This window comes from Prochlorococcus marinus CUG1438, from assembly GCA_017644325.1.
Taxonomy (GTDB): domain Bacteria; phylum Cyanobacteriota; class Cyanobacteriia; order PCC-6307; family Cyanobiaceae; genus Prochlorococcus_A; species Prochlorococcus_A marinus_AA.
This window is the reverse complement of sequence record JAEPLS010000001.1, coordinates 797,482-820,282: the sequence shown is the minus strand read 5'-3', so window position 1 is coordinate 820,282 and position 22,801 is coordinate 797,482. Positions and strand designations below refer to the sequence as shown.

Sequence of the window (22,801 nt, the reverse complement as noted above, 5' to 3'; positions counted from 1 at the left end):
TTAGTACTGAGTAATCTAAGTACTGTTCAAAAATTCAACTTCCATGTTAAAAACACAAAAGGATAAAAAATTAGAGAACTGTTTTTCTACTAATAATAAAACCAATAAGAATAAAAACATCATTGTAGGCCTTTCTGGTGGTGTAGATAGTTCACTTACAGCCGCTCTGCTTGTTGAAAGTGGCTGGAATGTTGAAGGACTAACTCTATGGTTAATGAAAGGACAAGGTTCTTGTTGTTCTGAAGGTTTAGTTGATGCTGCTGGCCTTTGTGAAGATTTAGGAATTCATCATCAAATAATAGATTCAAGAGAAATTTTTGAAAAAGAAGTAATAAAAAAAACTACTGAAAGCTATGAGAAAGGATTTACTCCCCTTCCATGTTCTATGTGCAACAAGAACGTGAAGTTTGAAGAGATGCTTAATTACGCAATAAACAAAAAAGAGTTTACTCATATTGCGACTGGTCATTACGCAAGGATTAAAAAATTATCTACTGCTGAAATTCATAGTTGCGCAGATTTGAAATTTAAGAAATTCCTTCTTCTCAGAGGTGCTGATGAAAATAAAGACCAAAGCTATTTTCTTTATAGTCTTTCACAAGAAGTACTAAGCAGATTAGAATTTCCTCTTGGTGAAATGAAAAAAGAAGAGACAAGAAAAGAAGCTCTGAGATTAGGCCTAAGGACTGCAGAAAAACCAGAAAGTCAAGATCTATGTTTGGTTGAGCACTATGGATCGATGCAGAGATTTATTGATAAGCACATTGAACCCAAAGAAGGAGAAATCATACATGTAAATGGAAAAGTTCTGGGAACTCATAATGGTATCCAGCACTTTACAGTCGGTCAAAGGAAGGGTTTGGGTATTGCTTGGCCGGAACCACTATATGTTAAGAGTTTAGATAGAGAAAAAAACGTAGTATTTGTAGCAAATAAAAGTGATCTTTTTAAAAAAGAAGCAACAATTAATAAGGTTAACTGGGTTTCAATCGAAGAACCTAATCAAGAGATAGAAGTAGAAGCACAAATTAGGTATAGAAGTAATCCAGTAAAAGGAACTTTAATTCCCTTAAAAAATTCAGATAATCCAACGAAAATATTTAAATTGGTTTTTGAAGAAAGTCAAAGTTCGGTAACGCCAGGACAAGCTGCAGTTTTTTATAAAGGAGAAATTTTATTAGGGGGTGGACTAATTAATTAATTTTCCAAAAAATATTTAATCCCATAAAAAATATAAACAAAAACAAAATAGGTTTATCTCCAAATTTTGTGTAGAAAGTCTTTTCGGATGAAAAATTAGGGAACACTATTTCATTTTGCTCAACATTTAAATCTAGCATTTGAATTATTTTTCCATCATCCTGAACTAACCCCGAAGGGCCTGTGTTTGATACAAGTAAATTATTTTTCTTATTTTCGATACTTCTTAGTCTAGACAGAGATAGGAATTGATTATACAGCTTAATTGGATAGGGATCTAAATTTGCTACAGTCACTATTAGTTTTGCACCGCTATTGAAAGCCTTTCTTATTTTTACTCCATCACTAATTTCGTAACAGATAGCTACTGCTAATGGGGGTGTAAATTTAGGATTAAAAAATCTTGAATCAGAGCCTGGTTGAATTCCTCCTACTGCAGATAATCCTCTTGAAAAACTATTCAGTAATCTAGGTATTTTTTCACCTAATGGAACAAGTCTATTTTTATCTATGAAAGAGGTAAAAGATTTATCTCCAATTTGAAATCCGAGTAAAGAACTTCTTAACTCATTATCGAAATTCCTGAAACCTCCTGCCAGAGTATTAACCTTAATGCCTTTAGATAAATAAAAGTTATTAGATAGTGTTCCTTCAGGAGCAACAAGAAGTTTTGCTTTATTTGCTAAAGCGTAATTTTGAGCGACAGATATTTTTTCTTTGATATATTCATCATCTATTTTTAATTTTTCTCTTGTTGGTATGTTGGTTTGCCAAATCGCCACTGGATATTCATGATTTCTTTTTATTTGAGTTGTTAAACCTCCAAATAAATGTAAAAAAATAATAACCAAAAGTCCAAAAATTAATGTTTTTTTAAATTTAAGTTTTCTTCTCCATTTACCGTGAATTAAAAAAATCCAAAATCCAATAAATATTTGTAATACGCATAAGCCACTTGCACCAATCCATCTTGACAAACCAGCAAGATAAATATCACCTGGGACAAGGCTCTCTCCTATACCTATCCAAAAAAAAGGTGTTTGAGAAAGTAATAATTCACCAATACCCCAAGTTAAAGATAAAAAAAATACTTTTACGATTAAGGGTATAATATTCATTTTAAAAACATCTTCTCTCCAGAGAATTATTTCAACTACAAGCCCCCATAAATAAACTAAAAGCCCACCTAAAAAAGAACAAACTAATAATATTGAAATGCTAATTGCTAAACTTGAAAGCCATGAAAAACCTAGCCATGTTAATGGATGAAGATCATAAAGCCATGAATGACTTATAAAAATATAGAAAAACCCCCACCAAAAATTTGCTATTCTTCTTTCACTGCCTTTCCATAAAATAAATAAAGATATCGGCATAAGAATCAGCCAAAAATTAGTTGCAACAGAAATACCCCCAGATATGCCACCTAAACACGGATATAAATATTGTCTTAAACTTTTGATTTGATTTGGAATTAACAATCTAAATTTTTAGAAATTAAATTTAAAATCATCCATTTATTGTACCTTTATTCTGTAGTATTGGATCTAGTAGTTTTCAAGATTTAAGTGAAAGAAGTTTTTATTAGCTTTGCAGTTTTTGTTTTTTGCGTTTCATTAACTCTTTTCAGTCAATTTAATTCTCCTCAAATTGTTAATGCTATTGAATCCGAAAATGAATTATCTCAAGAAGCACCTGTTGTACAATCAACGAATGTTTCAAATAATAATTTATTTGAATTAGACCCATCAGATCCAAATCCTATTTTATTTGCTATGGCAGACGAAACACAATCAGACAATAATTCAAGAACAACAGAAAGTGGTCTAATTATTGCAGACATCTTTATTGGTGAAGGTGATGAAGCCAGAGCTGGCCAAACAGTTACTGTAAATTATACAGGTACTCTAGAAGACGGAACACAATTTGATACAAGTATCGGTAGAGCACCATTCTCCTTCCCCTTGGGGGCTGGACGAGTAATAAAAGGTTGGGACGAGGGAGTCGCAGGCATGAAGGTTGGAGGAAAAAGAAAATTAACAATTCCTCCAGAGCTTGGATATGGCTCAAGAGGAGCAGGAAATGTGATTCCTGCAAATGCAACATTGATATTTGAAGTTGAATTATTAAAAGTCAGTTAAATTAAGTAAGAAAATTATCTAAGACTTTTCAATTTAGTAAATCTCCAAGTAAAATGTATACAACTCCAAATATTTGAAATGCTAATTAAATTCATCAATTCTTTTCTAGATAAAAAATCCCCAATGCCAGTCCATGCTCACTGTGACGGCCCCTGTGGTGTTTACGATCCAGCATCAACAAGAGTTGCTGCTGAAGCAGTTTTATCAATGACAAAAAAACTTATTGCACTAGAAGCTCCTTCAAGCACTGATTCAGCAGAGTGGGCTACATACAGTAATACATTTTCTAGATATGTTGCAGTTAAAGAAGAGCAAGCAAAAGAAACAAAGAAAGAAATTCTAATTTTGTGGACAGATTACTTTAAACCAGTTCACTTAGAAACTTATCCAGACTTACATGAAACCATTTGGAAGGCCGCCAAATTATGCAGTGCATGCAAAGTTAATATTGACTTAGCTCAAGCTGAAGAACTCATGAGTTATGTCGAAAAGATTCATAATATTTTCTGGGCTTCAAAAGGAAGATCAGACGCTTTTGTAAAAGCTAGTTAATCAGAATTATTTTCAAAAGTTTTTTTGATTTTATTTTATTTTTTTTAGGTTTAAGAAAAACAGCCATTATTAGTGGTGAATCGATGTTACCTTACCTAAAAGAAGGGGATATTGTATTTTTTAAAAAATATAAAAAAAATAAATCAATACTAAAAAATCGACAAATAGTTATTTTTAATCATCCACTTAAAAATAAAAACCTAATAAAAAGGATAAATACAGTGAATCAAAATAATATTGAGGTTCTTGGAGATAATATTGAATTTAGCGAAGATAGTAATAAATTTGGATTAATCAATAATGAAAAAATAATTGGAATAGTCACCTCTAAATTAATTATTCCTAAATTAAAAAATTTTTTAATTCAAAAAAACAGAAGCACTTCTTTGAATCCAAAATAATCCCAAAGAAAAAGAAAGCCCTCCTGCTACAGCTATTAATCTTTTAATAAATTTTTGACTTGCTTTAAAGGTGGTAAAAGCTATTAAACAAGTAAAAAGATTCATACTTGTTAGTGAACCAATCAAATATGAAATTAAATATAAGCAAGCACTTGTTAAAGGTAATGCTAAAGCAGGAAGAACTGCAAGAAAATGCGAACCTCCAGCTATACCGTGAAGCAAGCCTAAACCTGTTAAAGCATGTGAGTGTTTATTATTATTTTTTTGTTCTTTAACATGAAAATGAAAGTGACGATGGGCAATTCCATTCTCATGCTTATGGGAATGAGAATGGATACTTAATTTAAAAGAATTTTTAATAGCAAATACTCCAACAATTAGAAGAGAAATTCCAACTAGGAATTCGGCAATATTGGAAAATTTGTTTAATGGCGTAATATCCTTAATAAAAATCGCAAGGAAAGCTAACAAGAGAACACCTGAGGAGTGTCCTAAACCCCATGAGAAACTATTTTTAAGAGCTTTCTGGGGATTATTAATCGCTGCTGGTGCCATTGCGATTAGATGATCAGCACCACTAACAACATGCACAAATCCTGCAACAATACCTGTTAAAATTACAGCCTGCATATATATTCAATACAACTTTGTCTACTCAATTTTATAGCACGATTCGAAGTCAAAATTAAATTGAGTTAAATAATTTCTTGAAAGATTTTTCAATATTACTTTCTCTCATAAAAGTTTCACCAATTAATACTCCCTTTATTCCAATAGATCTAAGCGAATCTAAATCTTCGGCACAATTAATTCCTGATTCACTAATCGGAAGAATATTTTGTTTTAGAAATATATCTGCATAAATATTCATCAATTCTATTGATGTTTTTAAATCCGTTTTAAAAGTCTTTAAGTCTCTATTATTTATTCCAATCAAATTAAAAGATTTTAACTTTAGGATCCTTTCTAATTCATCATCATTATGGACTTCAACAAGGACGCTCATCTTTAAATTATCAGCTATTTTCTTGAGATAAATTAAATCGTCATCACTTAAAATCGCAGCGATTAATAATATTGCATCAGCACCAGATACCCTTGCTTTATAAATCTGATAAGCAGAAATAATAAAATCTTTGCAGAGTAGAGGAAGATTAGTTGATTTCCTTACAGTTTCGAGTATTTCATAACTCCCTTGAAAAAATTTTTTATCAGTAAGTACTGAGATACATGATGCACCTGATCTTTCATAACGAATTGCTATATCTTCAGGATTAAAATCTTTTCTTATAACTCCTTTACTCGGACTAGCTTTTTTTATTTCAGCAATTACTCCTGGTTTTATTTTTGACCCCAAGATATTTTTATAAAAATCTTTAGGTGCAGGAAGTATTTCAATCTTTTTTATTAGATCTTCTAATGAAACTATTTTTTTAAAATTCTTAATTTCGATATCCTTGTGCCATACAATTTCTTCCAGAATGTTTTTTGCTTGTGCTTCTCTATGAGGCACAGCATATTCTAAATTTTCTACCCTTACAGTTGGATTTGGTGGCCTGCGTCTTATCTCCATTAATTTTAGATATTATTTTATTTGAGAAGCCGCTTGTTTATATGCGACCTCAACTACTTCACTAAGAGTAGGATGAGTATGAACTTCTTTAGATAATTCAATTACATCTTGGTTCCTTGAAATAGCGTTCGAAATTTCTTGAATCAAATCAGCTGCATGTAACCCGTAAATATGAGCACCTAAAACTTTCCCATTATCTTTATTGAAAATCAACTTTAATAATCCATCACTCTCCAATTCAGCCAACGCTTTTGAATTAGCCTTGAAGAAACTTTTAACAACTCCCAAATTAAAATTTTCTTTCGCAGATAACTCCTTAGCTTCGGCTTCAGAAAGACCAACTGAACTTATCTCAGGATGAGTAAAGGTTGCCGCAGGGATACTTTTATAGTTAATTTCGACGTTACCACCGCAAATATTATCAACAGCAATAGTTCCTTGCGCTGCAGCTGTATGAGCAAGCATTAGTTTGCCTGTTACATCTCCAACAGCCCAAATATTAGGTATTATTTCATCACTATTCTTAACTCTCATTTGATCATCTATAGGAATAAAACCTCTTACTGTTTCGATCCCAACCGACTCAAGATTTAAGTTATTACTATTAGGACTTCTGCCAGTTGCCACTAGAACAGCGTCAACTTCTAAAGTTTCTACAACTTCCTTAGATTTAGCATCTGTGAGTTCTATTTTTACAGGACATCCAGGTGTTATTTTTGTCGCAAAGACATTTGATTTCGTGTCTATATCTCTTGCTTGAATAAGGTTCTTCTTTGCAATTTTTGTGATATCAGGATCAAATGTTGGCATAATATTTTCCAAAGCCTCGATCATGGTAACTTCACAACCAAGCGCGGTATAAACATCAGCAAATTCTAATCCTATATATCCGCTTCCAATAATAGCTATCCATCTTGGAAGCCATTCAAGTTTAACCGCATCATCACTAGTAAAGACAGTCCTATTATCCAAAGTTATTCCACGAGGAACAAAAGGCGAAGAACCAGTCGCTATAACAATATTCTTACATGTGAAAATTTTATCAATTCCGTTTTTATCTCTTACACCTACTTTTTGATTTCCTTCAATTCTGCCAATGCCCAAAATAATTTCAACTCCACTTCTTTTAAGAGTTTTCGTCAAATTTTCTCTAACATTTAAAACTAAATTATTTGCATGATCTGCAATTTTTGATCTCTCGAACCTTACTGGGGAAGCATGAATACCAAATTTAGCTAAATGTTCATAATCAGCTATTTCTCTGACTTTTCCACTTGCAGCCAAAAGAGCTTTAGAGGGGACACAACCCTTGTTAACACAAGTACCTCCCATATCAGAAGATTCTACAATTGCGACTTTTAGTCCCTTACCAGCAGCATGTTTAGCGGCATCAAAACCTCCATATCCTGCTCCTATTACGATTAAATCAAAATCAAAACTTGAATCAGTCACTTTTTTATTTATTTATTAGAGGTGTATGCGACTCTTTTTCGTTCTAGTAATAACGGAACTGCAACACAAGCCACATTCAAAGATTCTACAAGCTTACTATGCGGAATTGTAATTGTTTCATTAAAAGCTTCTTGAATTTTTTTATGAATACCTCGACCCTCATTACCCAAAATTAATGCAGTGGACTTAGTCCAATCAATTTCCCAATAAGGTTTTGAAGAGTTTTTTGAACTTTCATTATGGCTACTAGTAGAAAAAATCTTAAATCCAAGATTTGACAATTCATATAAAGAATTTAATAAAGTTTTTAATATTTCTTCTTCAGTTCCATCAAATCTTAAAAACGGCAAATGAAAAACCGCACCAGAAGATGCCCTTAACACCTTTTGGCCTAATGGGTGCGCACCACCAGCTAAAAAAATTGCATCAACACCAGCAGCTAAAGCAGTTCTAAAAAGATTACCCATATTCCCTGGATCTTGAATCCTGTCGAGAACAAGAACAAAATCATCTTTTCTATTAAATTGATAATTAGGAATTGCTGAAATCTCTACCAAGGCTGCTATACCATCTGGATTAATTGTTGAAATCGCAGATGCCAAAACATCCTCTGAGACAGTATTTATTAATGACTGATTAAATTTTTTGCTTAGATTTTGATTCTTTTTTAGCCATTTTTCGGTAACTAAAATTTTAGAGGGATTTTTTCCAGACTTCAACAATTCTTCAATAAGATGTGTACCCTCTATGCAAAAAAAGTTTTGATCTTTTGGGGACGATCCACTTTTAAATGATCTAAATCTTTTAACTAGATTATTGTTTTTACTAGTTATTTTTAAAAAAGTATTTTCTATGAGTAATTTGAAAATTTGTTATCAACTACATTTTAATTCCGTAAAAGTTTTGATCAATAACTTTTAAAAGTTTATTTGCTTTTTTAATAAACAAATTTTTTATTTTTTATTAATATTCCCCACGTTACATGGGGTAGACTAAGTATTCTTATTTTGTCATCATGAATCTAATAAAAAATTAAGTATTAATGATTTGGGAAAGCAGAAATAAATCATATTCTGAATCGCAAAACTTAAATGTTGTTGGTCAAGGTAAATTAAATGGAACAGTTGAAATAAGTGGTGCAAAGAATTCTGCATTAGTATTATTGGCCGCATCATTGCTAACTAATGAAAAAATAATTCTTGAAAATGTTCCTCGTCTTACTGATATTGAAAAGATGGAGAATATCCTTAAAAATTTAGGAGTTGATTTATTATTTGAAAAAAATAAATTAGAGATAGATTCGAAAAATATTTCTTTCAAGGAACTTCCAGATGAACTTTTTAATGGACTAAGAGCTAGTTTCTTTTGTATAGGTCCACTATTAACTAAATTTGGAAAGGCTAAAGTCCCTTTGCCTGGAGGGTGCGATATTGGTTCAAGACCAATAGTTGAGCACATAAATGGGCTTAAAGCACTTGGAGCCGAAATAATTATTGAAGAAAAAATTGTCAAAGCAAAAATAAAAGGTAGGAAAAATAAATTAAATGGTGCCCATATAAAATTAAAGTGCCCTAGTGTTGGCGCAACTGAAACTTTAATAATGGCTGCATCATTAGCAGAGGGAAGAACTACTATTGAGAATGCTGCAAGAGAACCTGAAATTCAGGATTTATGCCAAATGCTCAATAAAATGGGAGCAAAAATTTACGATTCTGGTAAAGAAACAATAATTATTGATGGTGTTAATAAACTTGGTGGTTGTACTCATAAAGTAATTCCAGACAGAATAGAGGCTGGAACTTTTCTAATAGCTGCCGCCGCAACTTTCTCTTCCATAACAATTTCTCCTGTGATTCCTATTCATCTTGAAGCGGTAACGAAAAAACTTAAAGAGAGTGGGAGTAAAATAACAATTAATGGTAATTCAATAACAATCAAGGGTAAAGAGATTAATGGAGTAGATATTGACACAGCACCCTTCCCAGGATTTCCCACTGATTTGCAGGCACCATTTACAGTTTTGATGACTATTGCCAAGGGTGAATCAAAGATAACTGAAACAATTTTCGAAAACAGAATGAATCATATTAATTTTCTTAATAAAATGGGGGCAAATATAAAACTCAACAAAAACGTCGCTCACATCAAAGGTGTTAGAAAAATAAATGGAATGGATCTATTTGGCTCGGATTTAAGGTCATCAGCCGCATTAATAATTGCAGGAATAATCGCAAAAGGTAGTAGTAAGATCTACGGATTAGAACATTTAGATAGAGGTTATGAAAATTTTGAATTAAAACTAAAAAAATTAGGTATCGAAATTATTAGAGAGACAAGTAAAAGTAATTTTAAAGCGAATGAAATTATACTTGACCCTAGATCAGAAGCTATCTCAAAAGTAAAAGCAGCTTAATTTACAACAATTAAATTCTTTTAAACTCAGTAAATTAACCTAAACGTAAGCAATATTGATAAGTGAAATACAGCCTAAAAAAAGTAAGAACAACACTAAAAAGCGACTAGACCATAATTTATTTAAACCACTAAATTTATATCCATTCATACCCAAATCCCATTATTAGACCCAAATGCTGTCAAAACAGTTACCGCAATAAATAGATAAGGTGCAAATTTTAAAGATAATTTTTTTGCTTGAGTCTTAGACATTGTTCTTTTTAAATATAAATTTATCATAACATAATATTACTAATTATGAAGCAAACTTCTTAAAAAAAAAGACTTTCATTTGCTTTTAGTCGCAATAATGTATCAATAGTGTTTACATTTTCATTTTTATCTTATTCTTATCAGTAAATCCAATAAATATGAATCTAATAGATTTTAAAAAATAACTAGCGAGATTTTGTGGATCTTCCATTACCAAGCGCATAGTCAATAAAATGATTTTTGTTATAATAGAAAAGTTCATTATTTTTCAAAAGCCTTGGGAGCGTGGTGGAATTGGTAGACGCACCGCACTCAAAATGCGGCACCTTCGGGTATGTCGGTTCAAGTCCGACCGCTCCCACTTTGATGGATACCTATAGTCGATTCGATATATCTTTTAAAAAAGGAAAAGGCTGTTGGCTATGGGATAAAAAAGGTAAAAAGTATCTTGATGCAGTTGCAGGTATAGCGACTTGTAGCCTCGGTCATAGCGACAGAGTTTTAAGAAGGAGGCTATCAACGCAACTAAAAAAGATTCAACACATATCAAATCTCTACCACATTGAAGAACAAGAACAATTAAGCCGAACTCTAACGAATATGAGTTGTGCCGAAAGCGTTTTTTTCTGCAATAGTGGCGCAGAAGCAAATGAATCAGCTATTAAATTAATTAAGAAATTTGGGAATACAACAAATGAGGGTAAAGAGTCTATTATTCTAGCGGCAAAATCCAGCTTTCATGGTAGAACTTTGGCAGCCTTGAGTGCGACTGGTCAGCCCAAATATCAGCAAGGTTTCGAACCTATGATAAAAGGGTTTAAGTTTTTTGAATTTAACAATTTTGATTCAGTAAAAAAATTATTTGAAGATTGTAAAAATAATGGTCAAAAGATTTCAGGTGTATTAGTTGAACCAATACAAGGAGAGGGGGGGGTAATTCCAGGAAGTAAAATATTTTTTAAAAAACTAAGAGATATATGTAATAAATATAATTCTCTTCTCATTTTAGATGAGGTCCAAAGTGGGGTAGGTCGAACTGGAAAAATGTGGGGTTATGAGAATTTAGGAATTGAACCTGATGGATTCACCCTCGCCAAAGGATTAGGAGGGGGCCATGCAATTGGAGCATTACTAGTAAAAGAAAAAGCTAACATTTTTACTCCAGGAGATCATGCAAGCACTTTTGGAGGGAACCCATTCGCCTGTAAAGCTGCCTTAACTGTATTGGAAGAAATAAATAGAAGAAATCTTATCCATAATGTTTATCTAAGAGGGCAACAATTAAGAGCTGGGTTTGAAGAATTGTCAAAAAAATTTCCAAATATTATTAGAGGTAAAAGAGGACTAGGTTTAATACAAGGTCTTGTTATCAATGAAAATTATGCTGATGCAAAAATAATTACATTAGAAGCTTTTGATAAAGGCTTACTAGTAGTTCCTGCAGGAGGAAATGTTGTAAGGATTGTTCCACCACTAGTTATATCTCGAAGAGAAATTAATATTCTTTTAGATAAGCTAAATTCAATTTTTGATAAATTATAAAGATTTTAATTTTGAAAAATGCAAATTTAAAATTTTTTGAATTAATGTCACCCAAAAATGAAAGGGATAATATCAAGTTAGGTTTATCTAGAATTAAAAAAGCACTTCAAGAACTAGGCAATCCTTGCAAAAATATACCTGCAATACAAATTATTGGAACCAATGGGAAAGGTTCAATCGCAGCATATTTAGAAAGTATACTTTTTGAATCAAAAAAAATTTTTGGAGTAACTACTTCTCCGCATCTTTTTGATGTATGTGAGAGGATTAGGGTTAATAAAAAAAATATTAACAAAACTGATTTTGAAAAAATCTATACATTGATTGAAGAAAATTTTGCGAAATATGAATTAACTCCTTTTGAAAAAATTATTTGTTGCGCACTGAATTTTTTTGACGATAAAAAAGTTGAATTACTCATTCTTGAAGCTGGATTAGGAGGACGATTAGACGCGACAACAGCCCATAAATTAAGACCAATAATTGCTATTGGGAATATTGGCTTAGACCATAAAGAATTTCTTGGAGATACGATTGAGAAAATTGCCAAGGAAAAATTAGCCGTTATTGAAAAAAACTCAATTGTTATCTCATGCTTTCAAAACAGTAAAGTTGAAAATTTAATTAACAAAAAAGTGGAAGAGGTTGGAGCAGAAATTATCTGGAAGGATTCAATTTCAAAAAGCTATGAGCTTGGTTTAAAAGGAATTTTCCAAAGACAAAATGCTTCCGTCGCCGTTGGAGCAATTGAAGCTCTCAATAAATTTGGATTTAATATTAAAGAAAAATATATATCTGAAGGTCTTAAAAAAACAACTTGGAATGGAAGGTTAGAAATAATAAATTATTCAAACAAAAAAATTCTTGTAGATTGTGCTCATAATTATCCAGCGGCAAAAGCACTCTCAATCGAGCGAAGCAATTGGCAAAATGAAGAAGAAGGAATTTATTGGATTTTAGGTGTCCAAAGACAAAAAGATATGTACTCAATATTAAAAACACTTCTTGAGAAAAATGATTCATTATTACTTGTGCCAGTCCCAAACCACCCTAGTTGGCAATTAAAGGATCTACCTCATATTAAAGAAATTGACTCTCAAAAAATAATTGAGTTTGAAAAATTTGAATTTGCAATTGAGTATTTATTTACCCTTAAGAAGTGGCCAACTAATCATCCTGTTTTAACAGGTTCTATTTATTTAGTAGCTGAATTTATTAAATTTGCAAATAAGCACAATGGTTAAATATTAAATTGTTCTTTTATTGACCAACCCTCTAATTTACCGGGGTTTAAAAGCCCTTTAGGATCAAATTTTAGTTTTGCTTTTACTTGATCAGCGTCCACCACCCCAAGACCACCGCCTTCGACAGTTAAAACATGGGGATTAAAAATAAAAGCTCCAAGTTTCTTACAATCTTCTATTATTTCATTTAATTCTTCTTCCCCGTTCCACTTAAGTACAGGCAAAGCAGCTAATCGTGGTAATCCTTGCTGAGAGACTGCTTCTATATGCCAAAGAACTTTTTTACCCCATTTTTTTTTCAAAAAGTAAATCAATTCTAGTTCATTATTCATGGGCAAAAGCATCTGAAGATATGTCCAATTTTTATCTTTCGACCTCATATGCAGGGTTGTATGATTCCAAACAACTTCAGAAATTCCATTAATGAGTTTTTCTTCTTCTCCAAGAACGGAAGATTCAACTTTAAATTTTTTACAAATCAGCTCTATGGTTTTTATTCCTCCAAGAGTAGATTGAATCAATAATTTATGACCTCTAAAATTACTTCTAAACCATGTAGGCATTTGTTCTACAATTTCTTCTTCCAAAATTGCTCCTAATTTCAGATCAAGTGCTGCACTAGTAAGAGTTTTTAATATTTCTATTGTTTTTTCAAATTCAATACAGTGGATAACCATAGAATACCACTTACGTTTGATATCAGTAGCAAGTAATAAAGAAGTAATTATTCCATTAGTCCCATAAGCATGATTCAAAGGTTCAGATTCTTCAGCATCAAAAATTAACAATTCAGGTTTTTCATTCATAGTTACTGCCTCTAAGCCTATCAGATTACCAGGATCTCTTAAAAATCCCCACCTAATCGATCCAATACCTCCTGATCCTCCTGCAACAAATCCTCCAATCGTAGCGCTTTTCCAAGTACTAGGAAGTAACCTTAATTCCCTCCCATATTTCTCTAATGCTTTATTCAATTCTCCCATTAAACATCCAGACTGTACTTTCACAAAACCTGTATCAGGATCAAATTCTTCTAACTTATTAAAGTGATTCATCTGCATTACAACTCCCCTAAACAAAGGGACCGCTTGTCCATAATTACCAGTACCTGAACCCCTTAAAGTAAGAGGTATAGAAAATTCCCAACAAATTTCTGCCACATTTTTTACAGCATTATGATCACTAGGTCTTACAACTAAATCAGCAATGCATCCATCTAATTTTTTAGTAAGAATTGGAGAGTAGTTATAAAAATCTTTTGATAGTTTTTTAATTTCAGCTTCACTTTCAATTATTTCTAGGTTATTTATATCCCTAAATTTATCTTTAAATTTTTGATTATTTGATAACATTAATAAATTTTTTTATCTTGTATCTAACTTAATCTATTATTGATGTAATTTGCCTTTAATAAATACTTTTCTATTTAAAGTACTCGAAAAAATGTCTGCCCACCTTTCTGCATCCAGAATTACGAAATCAGCAGGGCATCCCTCTTTTATTAAACCATCCCACTTTAATTTCAATAATCTGCTTGGGGCTAAAAAAATAGAAGATATAGTCATTCTCTCCCACGGATTAAGTTGTAGCATAGGTATTGAGCAAGACATCATGTAAAAGGGATCAAAATTACCAAACGGATACCAAGGATCTTGAACATTATCACTACCTATAGATACATCCACATGTGATTTTTGTAATTGCTTAATTGGTGCAACTGGTCTTTTAAAAGGGGTATTTTTTTTATTTTGATTTAGCAGCCAAAAATTTGTTAATGGTAAAGCAATAACTTTTATATTTCTCTCAGCCATTTTTTTTCCTAAACATAAAATTTCGCTATTTTTGAGAGAAATAAGACTACTCAAATGGCTACAAGTAATAGGAACACTAATTTTTGAATGTTCGATTGTTTCTAATAAAACTTTTATTCCTGCTCCAGGCTCAATAATTGATTCATCTATGTGCAAATCAATTTCTAAATTATATTTACTCGCGAGAAGTAGCATCTTCGTAAGAAGTTTGTCTATATATTTTTTATTGAAAGGGGGAACAACAACACCTCCTAAGATCCCTCCATTGGCGGATAATAGATTTGCCAACTTTTCTCCATTTGAAGTATCCCAAAATTCCAATGGAGCTAAAGCGACGAATTGTAATGTCAATTTAGATAAAAATCTTTTTTGTAATTTAAAAAGTTCAATCCAAATTTCAATCGATTGACTTTGATATGTATCAATATGGCTCCGAATAGCTCGGTATCCGTTTTTTATGGCAAGTTCCAATGATTTCTCAACTCTTTCTAAGACCTTATCAGTAGTTCTTGTCTTATGTTCTTTAAGATTTACTGATAATGCCCCTTCATAGTTTGATTCCATATTAGGAAAATCTGCCCATGTAAAGGATTTATCAAAATGCGAATGCGCCTCAACAAATCTTGGGAATAAAATATTTTTTGGTTTTTTATCTTTAATTTCTAATGGCTTTAATTCAGAAACAAATCCATTATCCCAAGTTATAGAAAGTGAGCACAGATCTTCTACATCAATATTGAGGTTATCAAAATCTTCAATTGAACAAAGACTTCTAGGAATAAGAACGTCAGCTGTGCCAGAATTACTCAAATTTTTAATTTTCTTTTATTTTAAAACATTAGAAAACTTTACTAAATGGGGAAAATAATTCAAATTTCGCTAAAAGATAAAAATAACTATGAAAAATTGCCCTTAAGTTGTTAAATTTATAAATATGAGGCGGGCGTCGCCAAGTGGTTAAGGCAGCGGCTTGTGGCGCCGCTATTCGGGGGTTCGAATCCCCTCGCTCGCCCTCAAAAAAATTACATAAAAATCATTTAACTTGTAATTTTGAATTAAAGAATCATAAAAAATTCCTAGCAAAGTGCTAACAAAAACAAAAAAAGAAGAAAAAAACTTTCAAAAGGATTCTACTATTGCCAGTTATTGGATTACCACATTTGGATGCCAAATGAATAAAGCCGATTCAGAAAGAATGGCTGGAACGTTAGAAAAAATGGGTTACGTCAAAGCAGAGGATGAACTAAACGCTGATTTGGTCTTATACAATACGTGCACAATAAGAGATAATGCCGAACAAAAAGTTTATAGTTTTTTAGGAAAACAAGCAAAAAGAAAGCATAAAACACCAAGCCTTAAACTAGTTGTTGCAGGTTGCCTTGCTCAGCAAGAGGGGGAGTCCTTACTTAGAAGAGTTCCTGAACTTGATTTAGTCATGGGGCCTCAACACGTTAATAACCTAGAGAATCTTCTAGAAAAAGTTGATTTAGGCAATCAAGTTGTCGCAACTGAGGATACCTTCATTTCTGAAGATATCACAAGTGCGAGAAGAGAAAGCTCAATCTGTGGTTGGGTCAATATAATTTATGGGTGTAATGAAAGATGTTCTTATTGTGTTGTTCCCTCCGTTAGAGGAAAAGAGCAATCAAGATATCCAAGTGCCATAAAAAGTGAAATACAAAAATTAGCTGAAAATAATTTCAAAGAAATTACTCTTTTGGGGCAGAACATTGATGCTTATGGGAGAGATCTTCCTGGAACAACAAAAGAGGGGAGAAAGGAAAATACACTAACTGATCTTTTGTATTATATTCATGATATTAGTGGGATACGTAGGATAAGATTTGCTACCAGTCATCCGAGATATTTTTCAAAGAGATTGATTCAAGCTTGTTATGAACTAGATAAGATCTGCGAACATTTCCACATTCCTTTTCAAAGTGGAAATGATGAAATTTTAAAGAAGATGTCTAGAGGATACACCATAAAAAAATATAAAAATATTATTGAAAATATAAGATCATTAATGCCAGATGCGTCAATTACAGCTGACGCGATAGTTGCTTTCCCTGGAGAAACAGAACAGCAATTTCAAGATACATTAAGGCTTATATCAGAAATTGGCTTTGATCAAGTAAATACAGCTGCATACTCTCCTAGACCAAATACGCCGGCGGCAATATGGACTAATCAAATTCCTGAAGAAGTAAAAAAAGTTAGATTGCAGGAAATTAATGCATTGGTCGAGAAAACTGCTAAGACCAGAAACCAAAGATACATTAATAATATTGAAAGTATTTTAATTGAGGGTATAAATCCAAAAAATTCTTCACAAATTATGGGCAGAACAAGGACGAATAGATTAACTTTCGTAGAGATTCCCCAAAAAAGTAAATTTAATTTTTCATTGGGAGATGAGATAGAAGTTCTCATAAATGAAGCAAGATCTTTTTCTTTATCAGGTGAACTTTGCTAAATTTTTTTTCTAAATGATTGGTGAAAAGAAAAAATGTATTGGATTAATATTTGGTGGTTATTCCAATGAACATGAAGTATCGATATCATCTGCCAAGACAGTGTATCAAGCCTTCAATTCAAAAATAAATAATCATCGCTTTACGGTTAAGGCTTTTTATATAAACAAAAATGGAGATTGGCTTGATAATGATCTCTCAGAAGAGATCTTAATTAGTGAAATTGAAAAAAATCCCAGAAAAAAACGAGTAATTATTAATCCTACAAGAATAAACTTCCTAGAAGGAATTGCATTCCAAGATGTTGATATTTGGTTTCCTCTTCTGCATGGATTCAATGGTGAAGATGGATCAATTCATGGATTACTAAAGTTTACTAAGAAACCCATAGTTGGATGTGGAATTCTAGGCTCTGCGCTTGGAATGGACAAAATATTGATGAAAAGGATTTTCTCACATCTTAAACTTCCACAAGTTAATTATCTAGTTTTTCAAAATGAAGATTTCAAAGATAAAGGAATAAGAAATAAGTTAATTAATGAGATTTTAAGTAAATTAAATCTTCCTGTTTTTGTTAAACCATCTAATTCTGGATCATCTCTTGGCATTTCTAAAGTCATTAATGAATCAGAAATATTACAAGCATTAGAAAAGGCATTGGAAATAGATCCAAGAATTTTAGTAGAGGAAGGTTTAGAGGTAAGAGAAGTTGAATGCGGAATAATTGGAAATTCAAAACTTTTAACCTCTGAGATAGGTGAAGTAAAGTACCAAAGCGATTGGTATGATTACGATTCAAAATATAAACAAAAAAATAAAATAACTATCCCAGCTGAAGTAGATCATAAAATCACCAAACAAATTAAAGAAATTACTATTCAAAGTTGTAGAGCACTAAATATTTTTGGTTTTGCAAGGGTCGATTTCTTTTTAGAAAAGTCATCAAATAAAATTTTTTTAAATGAAATAAATACAATTCCTGGTTTTACAAAAAACAGTATGTTTCCAATGCTTTGGAAAGCTTCAGGTTTAAATATTGAGCAACTTGTGGCTAAACTGGTAGATATATCTCTTGATTTATAATTCAAATAAATGTTGCATGGTCTTCTTTGGTTACCCTTACTCATAATTTTTGTTTTACTAACTGCCCTAGGATGGTTAGAAAGAAGAAGGCAAAATCTTTTTAGGAGCTGGGCGAATGGTTCTGAATTATGTAAGTTAGATAGTTCAGGTGCAGCATCATTAAAAGACGGGAAATTAAGATGGAGCGCATTTGAGGCTGGTAAATTTGAAGAAAAAGATAGTTTCACGATCAAGAAACTAGAATTAGTAGAGTTAATGGCGCTAACATCAGGAGAAGCACCTCTAACTAATGAATCTCAGGGAAAGTGTAGGTTGAGGTTGGTAGGCAATGGGAAAGAGATGGATGTACCATTTTCGGATGCAGAACAAGCAAGAAAATGGATGGACCAATTGATGGAAAAAGCTCGATGTGATTTGTGAAAAACCAAAAGAAAATTAACAATACAAGATTTTTATTTCTAATTTTATTTTTATTTTCAACAAGCTCAATTGTTCTAAAAACCCTTAAAACAGTCAACATTCAGGACATTAGAATTTCAGGAAGTGAATTATACTCCCAGAATGATGTTATAAATAATTCATCTTTAAAACTTCCAATTCGGTTAATTTCTATTAACCCTATTTATTTAGAAAGGGAATTAAAACAAAATTTGTCGCTCAAGAATGTTTCAGTAAGTAGACAAATTTTACCCTTTGGTTTGATGATTCATCTTGATGCAAGAACTCCAATAGCATACGGTGAAAGGATATTAAACGAGAAAAAAATAGTAGGCTTCATTGATAAAGATGGAATTTTCATCAATGAACAAAATGCAGGCAATATAAATTTGAGCAAATCAACCATACAAGTTTTTGGGTGGAAAGAAAAATTTAAAAAAACATTATCCGATATATTAATTGCCCAAGAAAATTATGCATTTGAGATAGTTAAAATAACTTTTTCTCCAAATGGATTTTTAACTATTGAAGAGAGGGATTTAAAAACTATATATTTAGGATTTAATCCAAAACTAATCGACTATCAATTAAAGATAATCAATAAACTAAAAATCGAATTTAAAAAAAATAAATTGTCTGAAAAAATAGATAGTATTGACCTTACTGATCCAAATAAACCAAAAATAAAAGTGTTCAAACCCTAATATTTAAGAATCAATTCATAATAATTTTTTTTAATTAATGTAGTGTTGATAGGGGTTTAGCATTTACTTTCAAATATTTATCAAATAAATATTTAAGGAATTTCCTCAACAATTTCCTACAGATGTGCTTAGTGAGTTCATAATGCACCCAATATTAGTATTAGATCCCTATTTCAAGAGATGAGCTTCGGTAACAATCCAAACTTTGATCAATCAAAAGACATCCTTCCAAGTCAGAATGCCAAAATTGAAGTTATTGGCGTTGGAGGTGGTGGAAGTAATGCCGTAAACAGGATGATTAATAGTGATCTTGAAGGTGTTTCCTTCAGAGTTCTTAATACTGATGCACAAGCTTTACTTCAGTCTTCTGCACAGAGAAGGATTCAATTAGGTCAGAACCTAACAAGAGGGCTGGGAGCGGGAGGTAATCCAAGTATTGGACAAAAGGCTGCAGAAGAATCTAGAGAGGAATTACAACAATCATTAGAGGGTTCCGATTTGGTTTTTATAGCGGCAGGAATGGGTGGAGGTACTGGCACAGGAGCAGCTCCAGTTGTTGCTGAAGTTGCAAAGCAAAGCGGTGCATTAACAATTGGTATAGTAACTAAACCTTTTTCTTTTGAAGGTAAAAGGAGAATGCGCCAAGCTGAAGAAGGAATTGCAAGATTGGCAGAAAATGTCGATACTCTTATTGTCATCCCAAATGATCGGTTAAAAGAAGTTTCTGCGGGTGCTTCTATTCAGGAAGCGTTTCGCAACGCTGATGATGTTTTAAGAATGGGAGTTAAAGGTATTAGTGAAGTCATTACCCGTCCAGGTGAGGTAAATCTTGACTTTGCTGATGTAAGATCAGTCATGACTGAAGCAGGTACAGCGCTTCTTGGAATGGGTAAAGGATCTGGTCGATCTAGAGCTGTAGAAGCGGCACAAGCTGCAATTAATAGTCCATTACTAGAAGCAGGAAGAATTGATGGAGCAAAGGGTTGCCTTGTAAATATCACTGGAGGTGAAGATTTAACCCTTGATGATGTGAATTCAGTTGGAGAAGTTATTAGTGGTGTTGTAGATCCTGATGCAAATATAATAGTTGGTCAGGCGGTTAACGAAGCGATGGAGGGCGAGATAGAAGTTACAGTCATTGCAACAGGTTTTGAAACAAACCAACAAATGAATCAACAAAGAATTAAAAATAGATTATCTAATCAAGCTTTTTATAATATTTCCGATAACAAAGATAAAGGTGCGAATATTCCTGATTTTTTGAGATTAAGGCAAAACAAAAAAGAAATAGATTAGTAGGTAAAATAAGGTGACTCGGATATCTCGCCTGCCTCAAGCATCCCTTGTGGCTGCTACCTTCCGGTCCTGACCAGGTTTAGGCGTTAAAACCGCGAAAGGCCGAGTCAGTGATATATTAGCAATTCTTGATTAAAAAAGATACATAGATAATTATGTTACCTTCAGAACTCGTCAAGTACAAAGAAAAATCTCAGAAAATTATTGCGTTAACTGCTTGGGACTCTATATCAGGATCTATTTTAGAACAAGCCAATGTTGATCTAGTCTTGGTAGGAGATTCCCTTGCAATGGTATGTTTAGGATTCAAATCCACCTTACCATTAACTTTAGAAAACATAATTTATCATACAAATGCTGTTTCGAGAGGGTTTAAAAAGAAAATTGAAGAACAGCCTTTAATTGTTACCGACATGCCTTTTCTGACTTACCAATGTGGGGAGGACAAAGCAGTGGAGTATGCAGGGAAAATAATTCAAAACACTAATGCGAAAGCTGTAAAGGTTGAAGGTGCTGAACCAGAAATACAAAAAGTTATTTCTAGATTGATAAGGATGGGAATCCCTGTTATGGGTCACATAGGACTTACTCCACAAAGCTATTTAAATCTAGGATTAAAGAAACAAGGAAAAAGTTTAGAAAGCCAAGAAAGAATCAAGAAAGAGGCAGCAATTCTTGAAAAATTAGGCTGTTTTTCAATAGTTCTTGAACATATCCCTGAGTTACTTGCAAAAGAGATACAAAATAACTTAAAAATTCCCACAATAGGAATCGGTGCAGGTAATTATTGCGATGGGCAAGTAAGAGTTACTGCAGATTTATTGGGTCTTAATGAGGAGCAACCACCATTTTGCCAACCGATTATTCAAGGGAAAGAATTATTTAAGGAAAAATTAGAAGAATGGGTATCCTCTGAAAGACTTAGTTGATCTCATCCCACCACTTAAACATGGCAATAAGAATTTGATTACTAAGCTCCATTCCTTTTGGATCACTTAAAAAGAATCTATTCCCCTTTCTCACCAATAGTCCACTTTCAAGAAACCTTTCCCATTTTTTAAGCAATTTACTTAAATTACTTTCAAATTTTTTGTTTTCCCAGTTTTGTTTTTTAAAAACTTCATATATATCTACACCCTCTTTAAGTCTCAATCCCAACATTATTTTCTCATCAAGCTCTTTATAGACAAATTTTTTATTTATTAGAGAAGCATCTAGATTAAGTTCGTATTGTCCAATTACCCATTCTTTATATTCTTTACTAATTCTTGGTCTAGTAAACTTTACCCCCCAAGGTGAACTAGTAGAGCCTTGCCCAAAACCCCACCAACCTGAACCACTCCAATACACTCTGTTATGTCTTGATTGATGCCTAGGGAGACAATAGTTTGAAATTTCATATCTTGCATACCCTGATTCTTTTAAGATTATATGAGTTGATTGACTATTTCTAAAAGCTTCTTCATCACTAGGAATTTCTAATTTTCCTAAATTAAATAATTTTTTAAAAACAGTGCCATCTTCGATATTTAAATCATAAATGGATAAATGTGGTGGTGAAAACGCTATTGCTTTTTTTAAATCATCTTGCCACTCTTGAAATCCACATAGTGGTAAGTTTTGAATTAAATCTAAGCTCCAGCTTTTAATTAACCCAGAATCAAATACACTCTTCAACCATAAACAAGACTTTTCAGCATCTTCTGTCAAATGCCGCCTTCCTGAATTTTGAAGTATCTGATTATTAAAACTTTGTACTCCAAGACTAAGTCTATTTATACCAGCATTTATGAATCCATAAAGATCATCTTGATTAAAACTAGCTGGGTCAACCTCCATCGTGATTTCAGCACCATAGTCAATTCCAAAATTTTCTTTAAAAAGGTCAATTAATTCTTTGATTTGTTTAGGATCCAAAATTGATGGAGTACCACCACCTATATAAATTGTCGAAAGAGATGATTTGTGCTTAATTGACAATATTTCTTTGTATAAATAGTGCAAATATTCCTTAACAGTTTTACTTCCATAACCCAGAGTAGTTTCAACTTTGTTTCCTAGTGGAATAACTGCAAAATCACAATAAAAGCACCTTCTGTGACAAAAAGGGATATGTACATAAGCACTTTTTGGAATCTTATTCATAATCTAAATACATTTTTAAGTTTCAAAACAACATTAAGGATTGAAAAAAATAAAATCCTTATTTACTCAATTAATAAA

21 protein-coding genes, 2 tRNA genes and 1 other RNA gene are annotated in these 22,801 nt (G+C 32.3%); 15 read left to right on the top strand and 9 right to left on the bottom strand.

All coding sequences use genetic code 11. The features are described 5' to 3' along the window. Positions 1-43: 43 nt before the first annotated feature. On the top strand, positions 44-1,201 hold the full coding sequence (gene mnmA, locus JJ847_04580) for a tRNA 2-thiouridine(34) synthase MnmA (protein MBO6960158.1): 1,158 nt from the start codon (positions 44-46) through the stop codon (positions 1,199-1,201). Here the strand turns inward: mnmA and JJ847_04575 are convergent. After that, complete coding sequence (locus JJ847_04575) at positions 1,194-2,681, bottom strand: acyltransferase (GenBank protein MBO6960157.1); 1,488 nt, start codon at positions 2,679-2,681, stop codon at positions 1,194-1,196. The genes mnmA and JJ847_04575 overlap by 8 nt on opposite strands. Positions 2,682-2,768: 87 nt before the next feature. On the opposite strand from JJ847_04575, the gene JJ847_04570 reads away from it, so the two are divergent. The 3 genes from JJ847_04570 to sodX all read left to right on the top strand — a co-directional run bounded on the left by JJ847_04570 (position 2,769) and on the right by sodX (position 4,294). After that, the gene (locus tag JJ847_04570; protein MBO6960156.1) at positions 2,769-3,341 is read left to right on the top strand and encodes an FKBP-type peptidyl-prolyl cis-trans isomerase; all 573 of its coding nucleotides are present in this window, start codon (positions 2,769-2,771) and stop codon (positions 3,339-3,341) included. A gap of 78 nt (positions 3,342-3,419) precedes the next feature. Continuing rightward, positions 3,420-3,893 carry a superoxide dismutase, Ni gene (gene sodN / locus JJ847_04565; protein MBO6960155.1) on the top strand — a complete coding sequence of 158 codons (474 nt, stop codon included), beginning with the start codon at positions 3,420-3,422 and terminating at the stop codon, positions 3,891-3,893. Positions 3,894-3,901: 8 nt separating this feature from the next. Further along, positions 3,902-4,294: a nickel-type superoxide dismutase maturation protease gene (gene sodX, locus JJ847_04560; protein MBO6960154.1), complete on the top strand. Its 393-nt coding sequence runs from the start codon at positions 3,902-3,904 to the stop codon at positions 4,292-4,294. On the opposite strand, the gene JJ847_04555 is transcribed toward sodX, so the two are convergent. Genes JJ847_04555 through JJ847_04540 form a run of 4 tightly spaced genes read right to left on the bottom strand, consistent with a single transcriptional unit; the run spans position 4,253 to position 8,068 of the window. Beyond that, positions 4,253-4,924: a hydantoin utilization protein A gene (locus JJ847_04555; protein ID MBO6960153.1), complete on the bottom strand. Its 672-nt coding sequence runs from the start codon at positions 4,922-4,924 to the stop codon at positions 4,253-4,255. The genes sodX and JJ847_04555 overlap by 42 nt on opposite strands. Positions 4,925-4,979: 55 nt before the next feature. Beyond that, positions 4,980-5,867 carry an indole-3-glycerol phosphate synthase TrpC gene (trpC, locus tag JJ847_04550; GenBank protein MBO6960152.1) on the bottom strand — a complete coding sequence of 296 codons (888 nt, stop codon included), beginning with the start codon at positions 5,865-5,867 and terminating at the stop codon, positions 4,980-4,982. Positions 5,868-5,879: 12 nt separating this feature from the next. Further along, the gene (gene lpdA, locus JJ847_04545; protein MBO6960151.1) at positions 5,880-7,319 is read right to left on the bottom strand and encodes a dihydrolipoyl dehydrogenase; all 1,440 of its coding nucleotides are present in this window, start codon (positions 7,317-7,319) and stop codon (positions 5,880-5,882) included. Positions 7,320-7,327: 8 nt separating this feature from the next. Next, on the bottom strand, positions 7,328-8,068 hold the full coding sequence (locus JJ847_04540) for an RNA methyltransferase (GenBank protein MBO6960150.1): 741 nt from the start codon (positions 8,066-8,068) through the stop codon (positions 7,328-7,330). Positions 8,069-8,361: 293 nt separating this feature from the next. On the opposite strand from JJ847_04540, the gene murA reads away from it, so the two are divergent. From murA to JJ847_04520, 4 genes are all read left to right on the top strand, one after another. Continuing rightward, the gene (murA, locus tag JJ847_04535) at positions 8,362-9,732 is read left to right on the top strand and encodes a UDP-N-acetylglucosamine 1-carboxyvinyltransferase (GenBank protein MBO6960149.1); all 1,371 of its coding nucleotides are present in this window, start codon (positions 8,362-8,364) and stop codon (positions 9,730-9,732) included. A gap of 533 nt (positions 9,733-10,265) precedes the next feature. Continuing rightward, positions 10,266-10,347: transfer RNA gene (locus JJ847_04530), tRNA-Leu, on the top strand. A gap of 5 nt (positions 10,348-10,352) precedes the next feature. Then, on the top strand, positions 10,353-11,528 hold the full coding sequence (locus tag JJ847_04525; protein MBO6960148.1) for an aspartate aminotransferase family protein: 1,176 nt from the start codon (positions 10,353-10,355) through the stop codon (positions 11,526-11,528). Between the two features lie 11 nt (positions 11,529-11,539). Then, positions 11,540-12,772, top strand: coding sequence for a bifunctional folylpolyglutamate synthase/ dihydrofolate synthase (locus JJ847_04520; GenBank protein ID MBO6960147.1), 1,233 nt, complete (start codon positions 11,540-11,542; stop codon positions 12,770-12,772). Here the strand turns inward: JJ847_04520 and JJ847_04515 are convergent. Continuing rightward, a complete protein-coding gene (locus JJ847_04515; protein MBO6960146.1) occupies positions 12,769-14,124 on the bottom strand; it encodes an FAD-binding oxidoreductase in 1,356 nt (451 codons plus the stop codon). The genes JJ847_04520 and JJ847_04515 overlap by 4 nt on opposite strands. A gap of 36 nt (positions 14,125-14,160) precedes the next feature. Next, positions 14,161-15,393: an amidohydrolase family protein gene (locus tag JJ847_04510; protein MBO6960145.1), complete on the bottom strand. Its 1,233-nt coding sequence runs from the start codon at positions 15,391-15,393 to the stop codon at positions 14,161-14,163. 129 nt (positions 15,394-15,522) lie between these two features. On the opposite strand from JJ847_04510, the gene JJ847_04505 reads away from it, so the two are divergent. The 6 genes from JJ847_04505 to ftsZ all read left to right on the top strand — a co-directional run bounded on the left by JJ847_04505 (position 15,523) and on the right by ftsZ (position 20,578). Further along, positions 15,523-15,595, top strand: a tRNA-His gene (locus JJ847_04505). Positions 15,596-15,667: 72 nt separating this feature from the next. Beyond that, positions 15,668-17,059, top strand: coding sequence for a tRNA (N6-isopentenyl adenosine(37)-C2)-methylthiotransferase MiaB (gene miaB / locus JJ847_04500; protein ID MBO6960144.1), 1,392 nt, complete (start codon positions 15,668-15,670; stop codon positions 17,057-17,059). Between the two features lie 13 nt (positions 17,060-17,072). Continuing rightward, positions 17,073-18,140, top strand: coding sequence for a D-alanine--D-alanine ligase (locus JJ847_04495; GenBank protein ID MBO6960143.1), 1,068 nt, complete (start codon positions 17,073-17,075; stop codon positions 18,138-18,140). Positions 18,141-18,149: 9 nt separating this feature from the next. Beyond that, positions 18,150-18,560, top strand: coding sequence for a hypothetical protein (locus JJ847_04490; GenBank protein ID MBO6960142.1), 411 nt, complete (start codon positions 18,150-18,152; stop codon positions 18,558-18,560). Then, positions 18,557-19,282, top strand: coding sequence for an FtsQ-type POTRA domain-containing protein (locus JJ847_04485; protein MBO6960141.1), 726 nt, complete (start codon positions 18,557-18,559; stop codon positions 19,280-19,282). The genes JJ847_04490 and JJ847_04485 overlap by 4 nt, the downstream gene beginning before the upstream one ends. 180 nt (positions 19,283-19,462) lie before the next feature. After that, positions 19,463-20,578, top strand: coding sequence for a cell division protein FtsZ (gene ftsZ / locus JJ847_04480; GenBank protein ID MBO6960140.1), 1,116 nt, complete (start codon positions 19,463-19,465; stop codon positions 20,576-20,578). Between the two features lie 12 nt (positions 20,579-20,590). Here the strand turns inward: ftsZ and ffs are convergent. After that, positions 20,591-20,687, bottom strand: an RNA gene (gene ffs, locus JJ847_04475) — signal recognition particle sRNA small type. Positions 20,688-20,733: 46 nt separating this feature from the next. On the opposite strand from ffs, the gene panB reads away from it, so the two are divergent. After that, on the top strand, positions 20,734-21,507 hold the full coding sequence (panB, locus tag JJ847_04470) for a 3-methyl-2-oxobutanoate hydroxymethyltransferase (protein ID MBO6960139.1): 774 nt from the start codon (positions 20,734-20,736) through the stop codon (positions 21,505-21,507). Here the strand turns inward: panB and hemW are convergent. Continuing rightward, the gene (gene hemW, locus JJ847_04465) at positions 21,500-22,723 is read right to left on the bottom strand and encodes a radical SAM family heme chaperone HemW (GenBank protein MBO6960138.1); all 1,224 of its coding nucleotides are present in this window, start codon (positions 22,721-22,723) and stop codon (positions 21,500-21,502) included. The two genes, panB and hemW, sit on opposite strands and share 8 nt — an antisense overlap. Between the last annotated feature and the right edge of the window lie 78 nt (positions 22,724-22,801).

Excerpts from the sequence above, each read along its gene's own strand:
- mnmA (MBO6960158.1), top strand. The coding sequence starts at position 44 with ATGTTAAAAACACAAAAGGATAAAAAATTAGAGAACTGTTTTTCTACT.
- sodN (MBO6960155.1), top strand. The coding sequence starts at position 3,420 with ATGCTAATTAAATTCATCAATTCTTTTCTAGATAAAAAATCCCCAATG.
- JJ847_04555 (MBO6960153.1), bottom strand. The coding sequence starts at position 4,924 with ATGCAGGCTGTAATTTTAACAGGTATTGTTGCAGGATTTGTGCATGTT.
- trpC (MBO6960152.1), bottom strand. The coding sequence starts at position 5,867 with ATGGAGATAAGACGCAGGCCACCAAATCCAACTGTAAGGGTAGAAAAT.
- murA (MBO6960149.1), top strand. The coding sequence starts at position 8,362 with ATGATTTGGGAAAGCAGAAATAAATCATATTCTGAATCGCAAAACTTA.
- JJ847_04525 (MBO6960148.1), top strand. The coding sequence starts at position 10,353 with ATGGATACCTATAGTCGATTCGATATATCTTTTAAAAAAGGAAAAGGC.
- JJ847_04515 (MBO6960146.1), bottom strand. The coding sequence starts at position 14,124 with ATGTTATCAAATAATCAAAAATTTAAAGATAAATTTAGGGATATAAAT.
- JJ847_04495 (MBO6960143.1), top strand. The coding sequence starts at position 17,073 with ATGATTGGTGAAAAGAAAAAATGTATTGGATTAATATTTGGTGGTTAT.
- JJ847_04490 (MBO6960142.1), top strand. The coding sequence starts at position 18,150 with ATGTTGCATGGTCTTCTTTGGTTACCCTTACTCATAATTTTTGTTTTA.
- ftsZ (MBO6960140.1), top strand. The coding sequence starts at position 19,463 with ATGAGCTTCGGTAACAATCCAAACTTTGATCAATCAAAAGACATCCTT.
- panB (MBO6960139.1), top strand. The coding sequence starts at position 20,734 with ATGTTACCTTCAGAACTCGTCAAGTACAAAGAAAAATCTCAGAAAATT.
- hemW (MBO6960138.1), bottom strand. The coding sequence starts at position 22,723 with ATGAATAAGATTCCAAAAAGTGCTTATGTACATATCCCTTTTTGTCAC.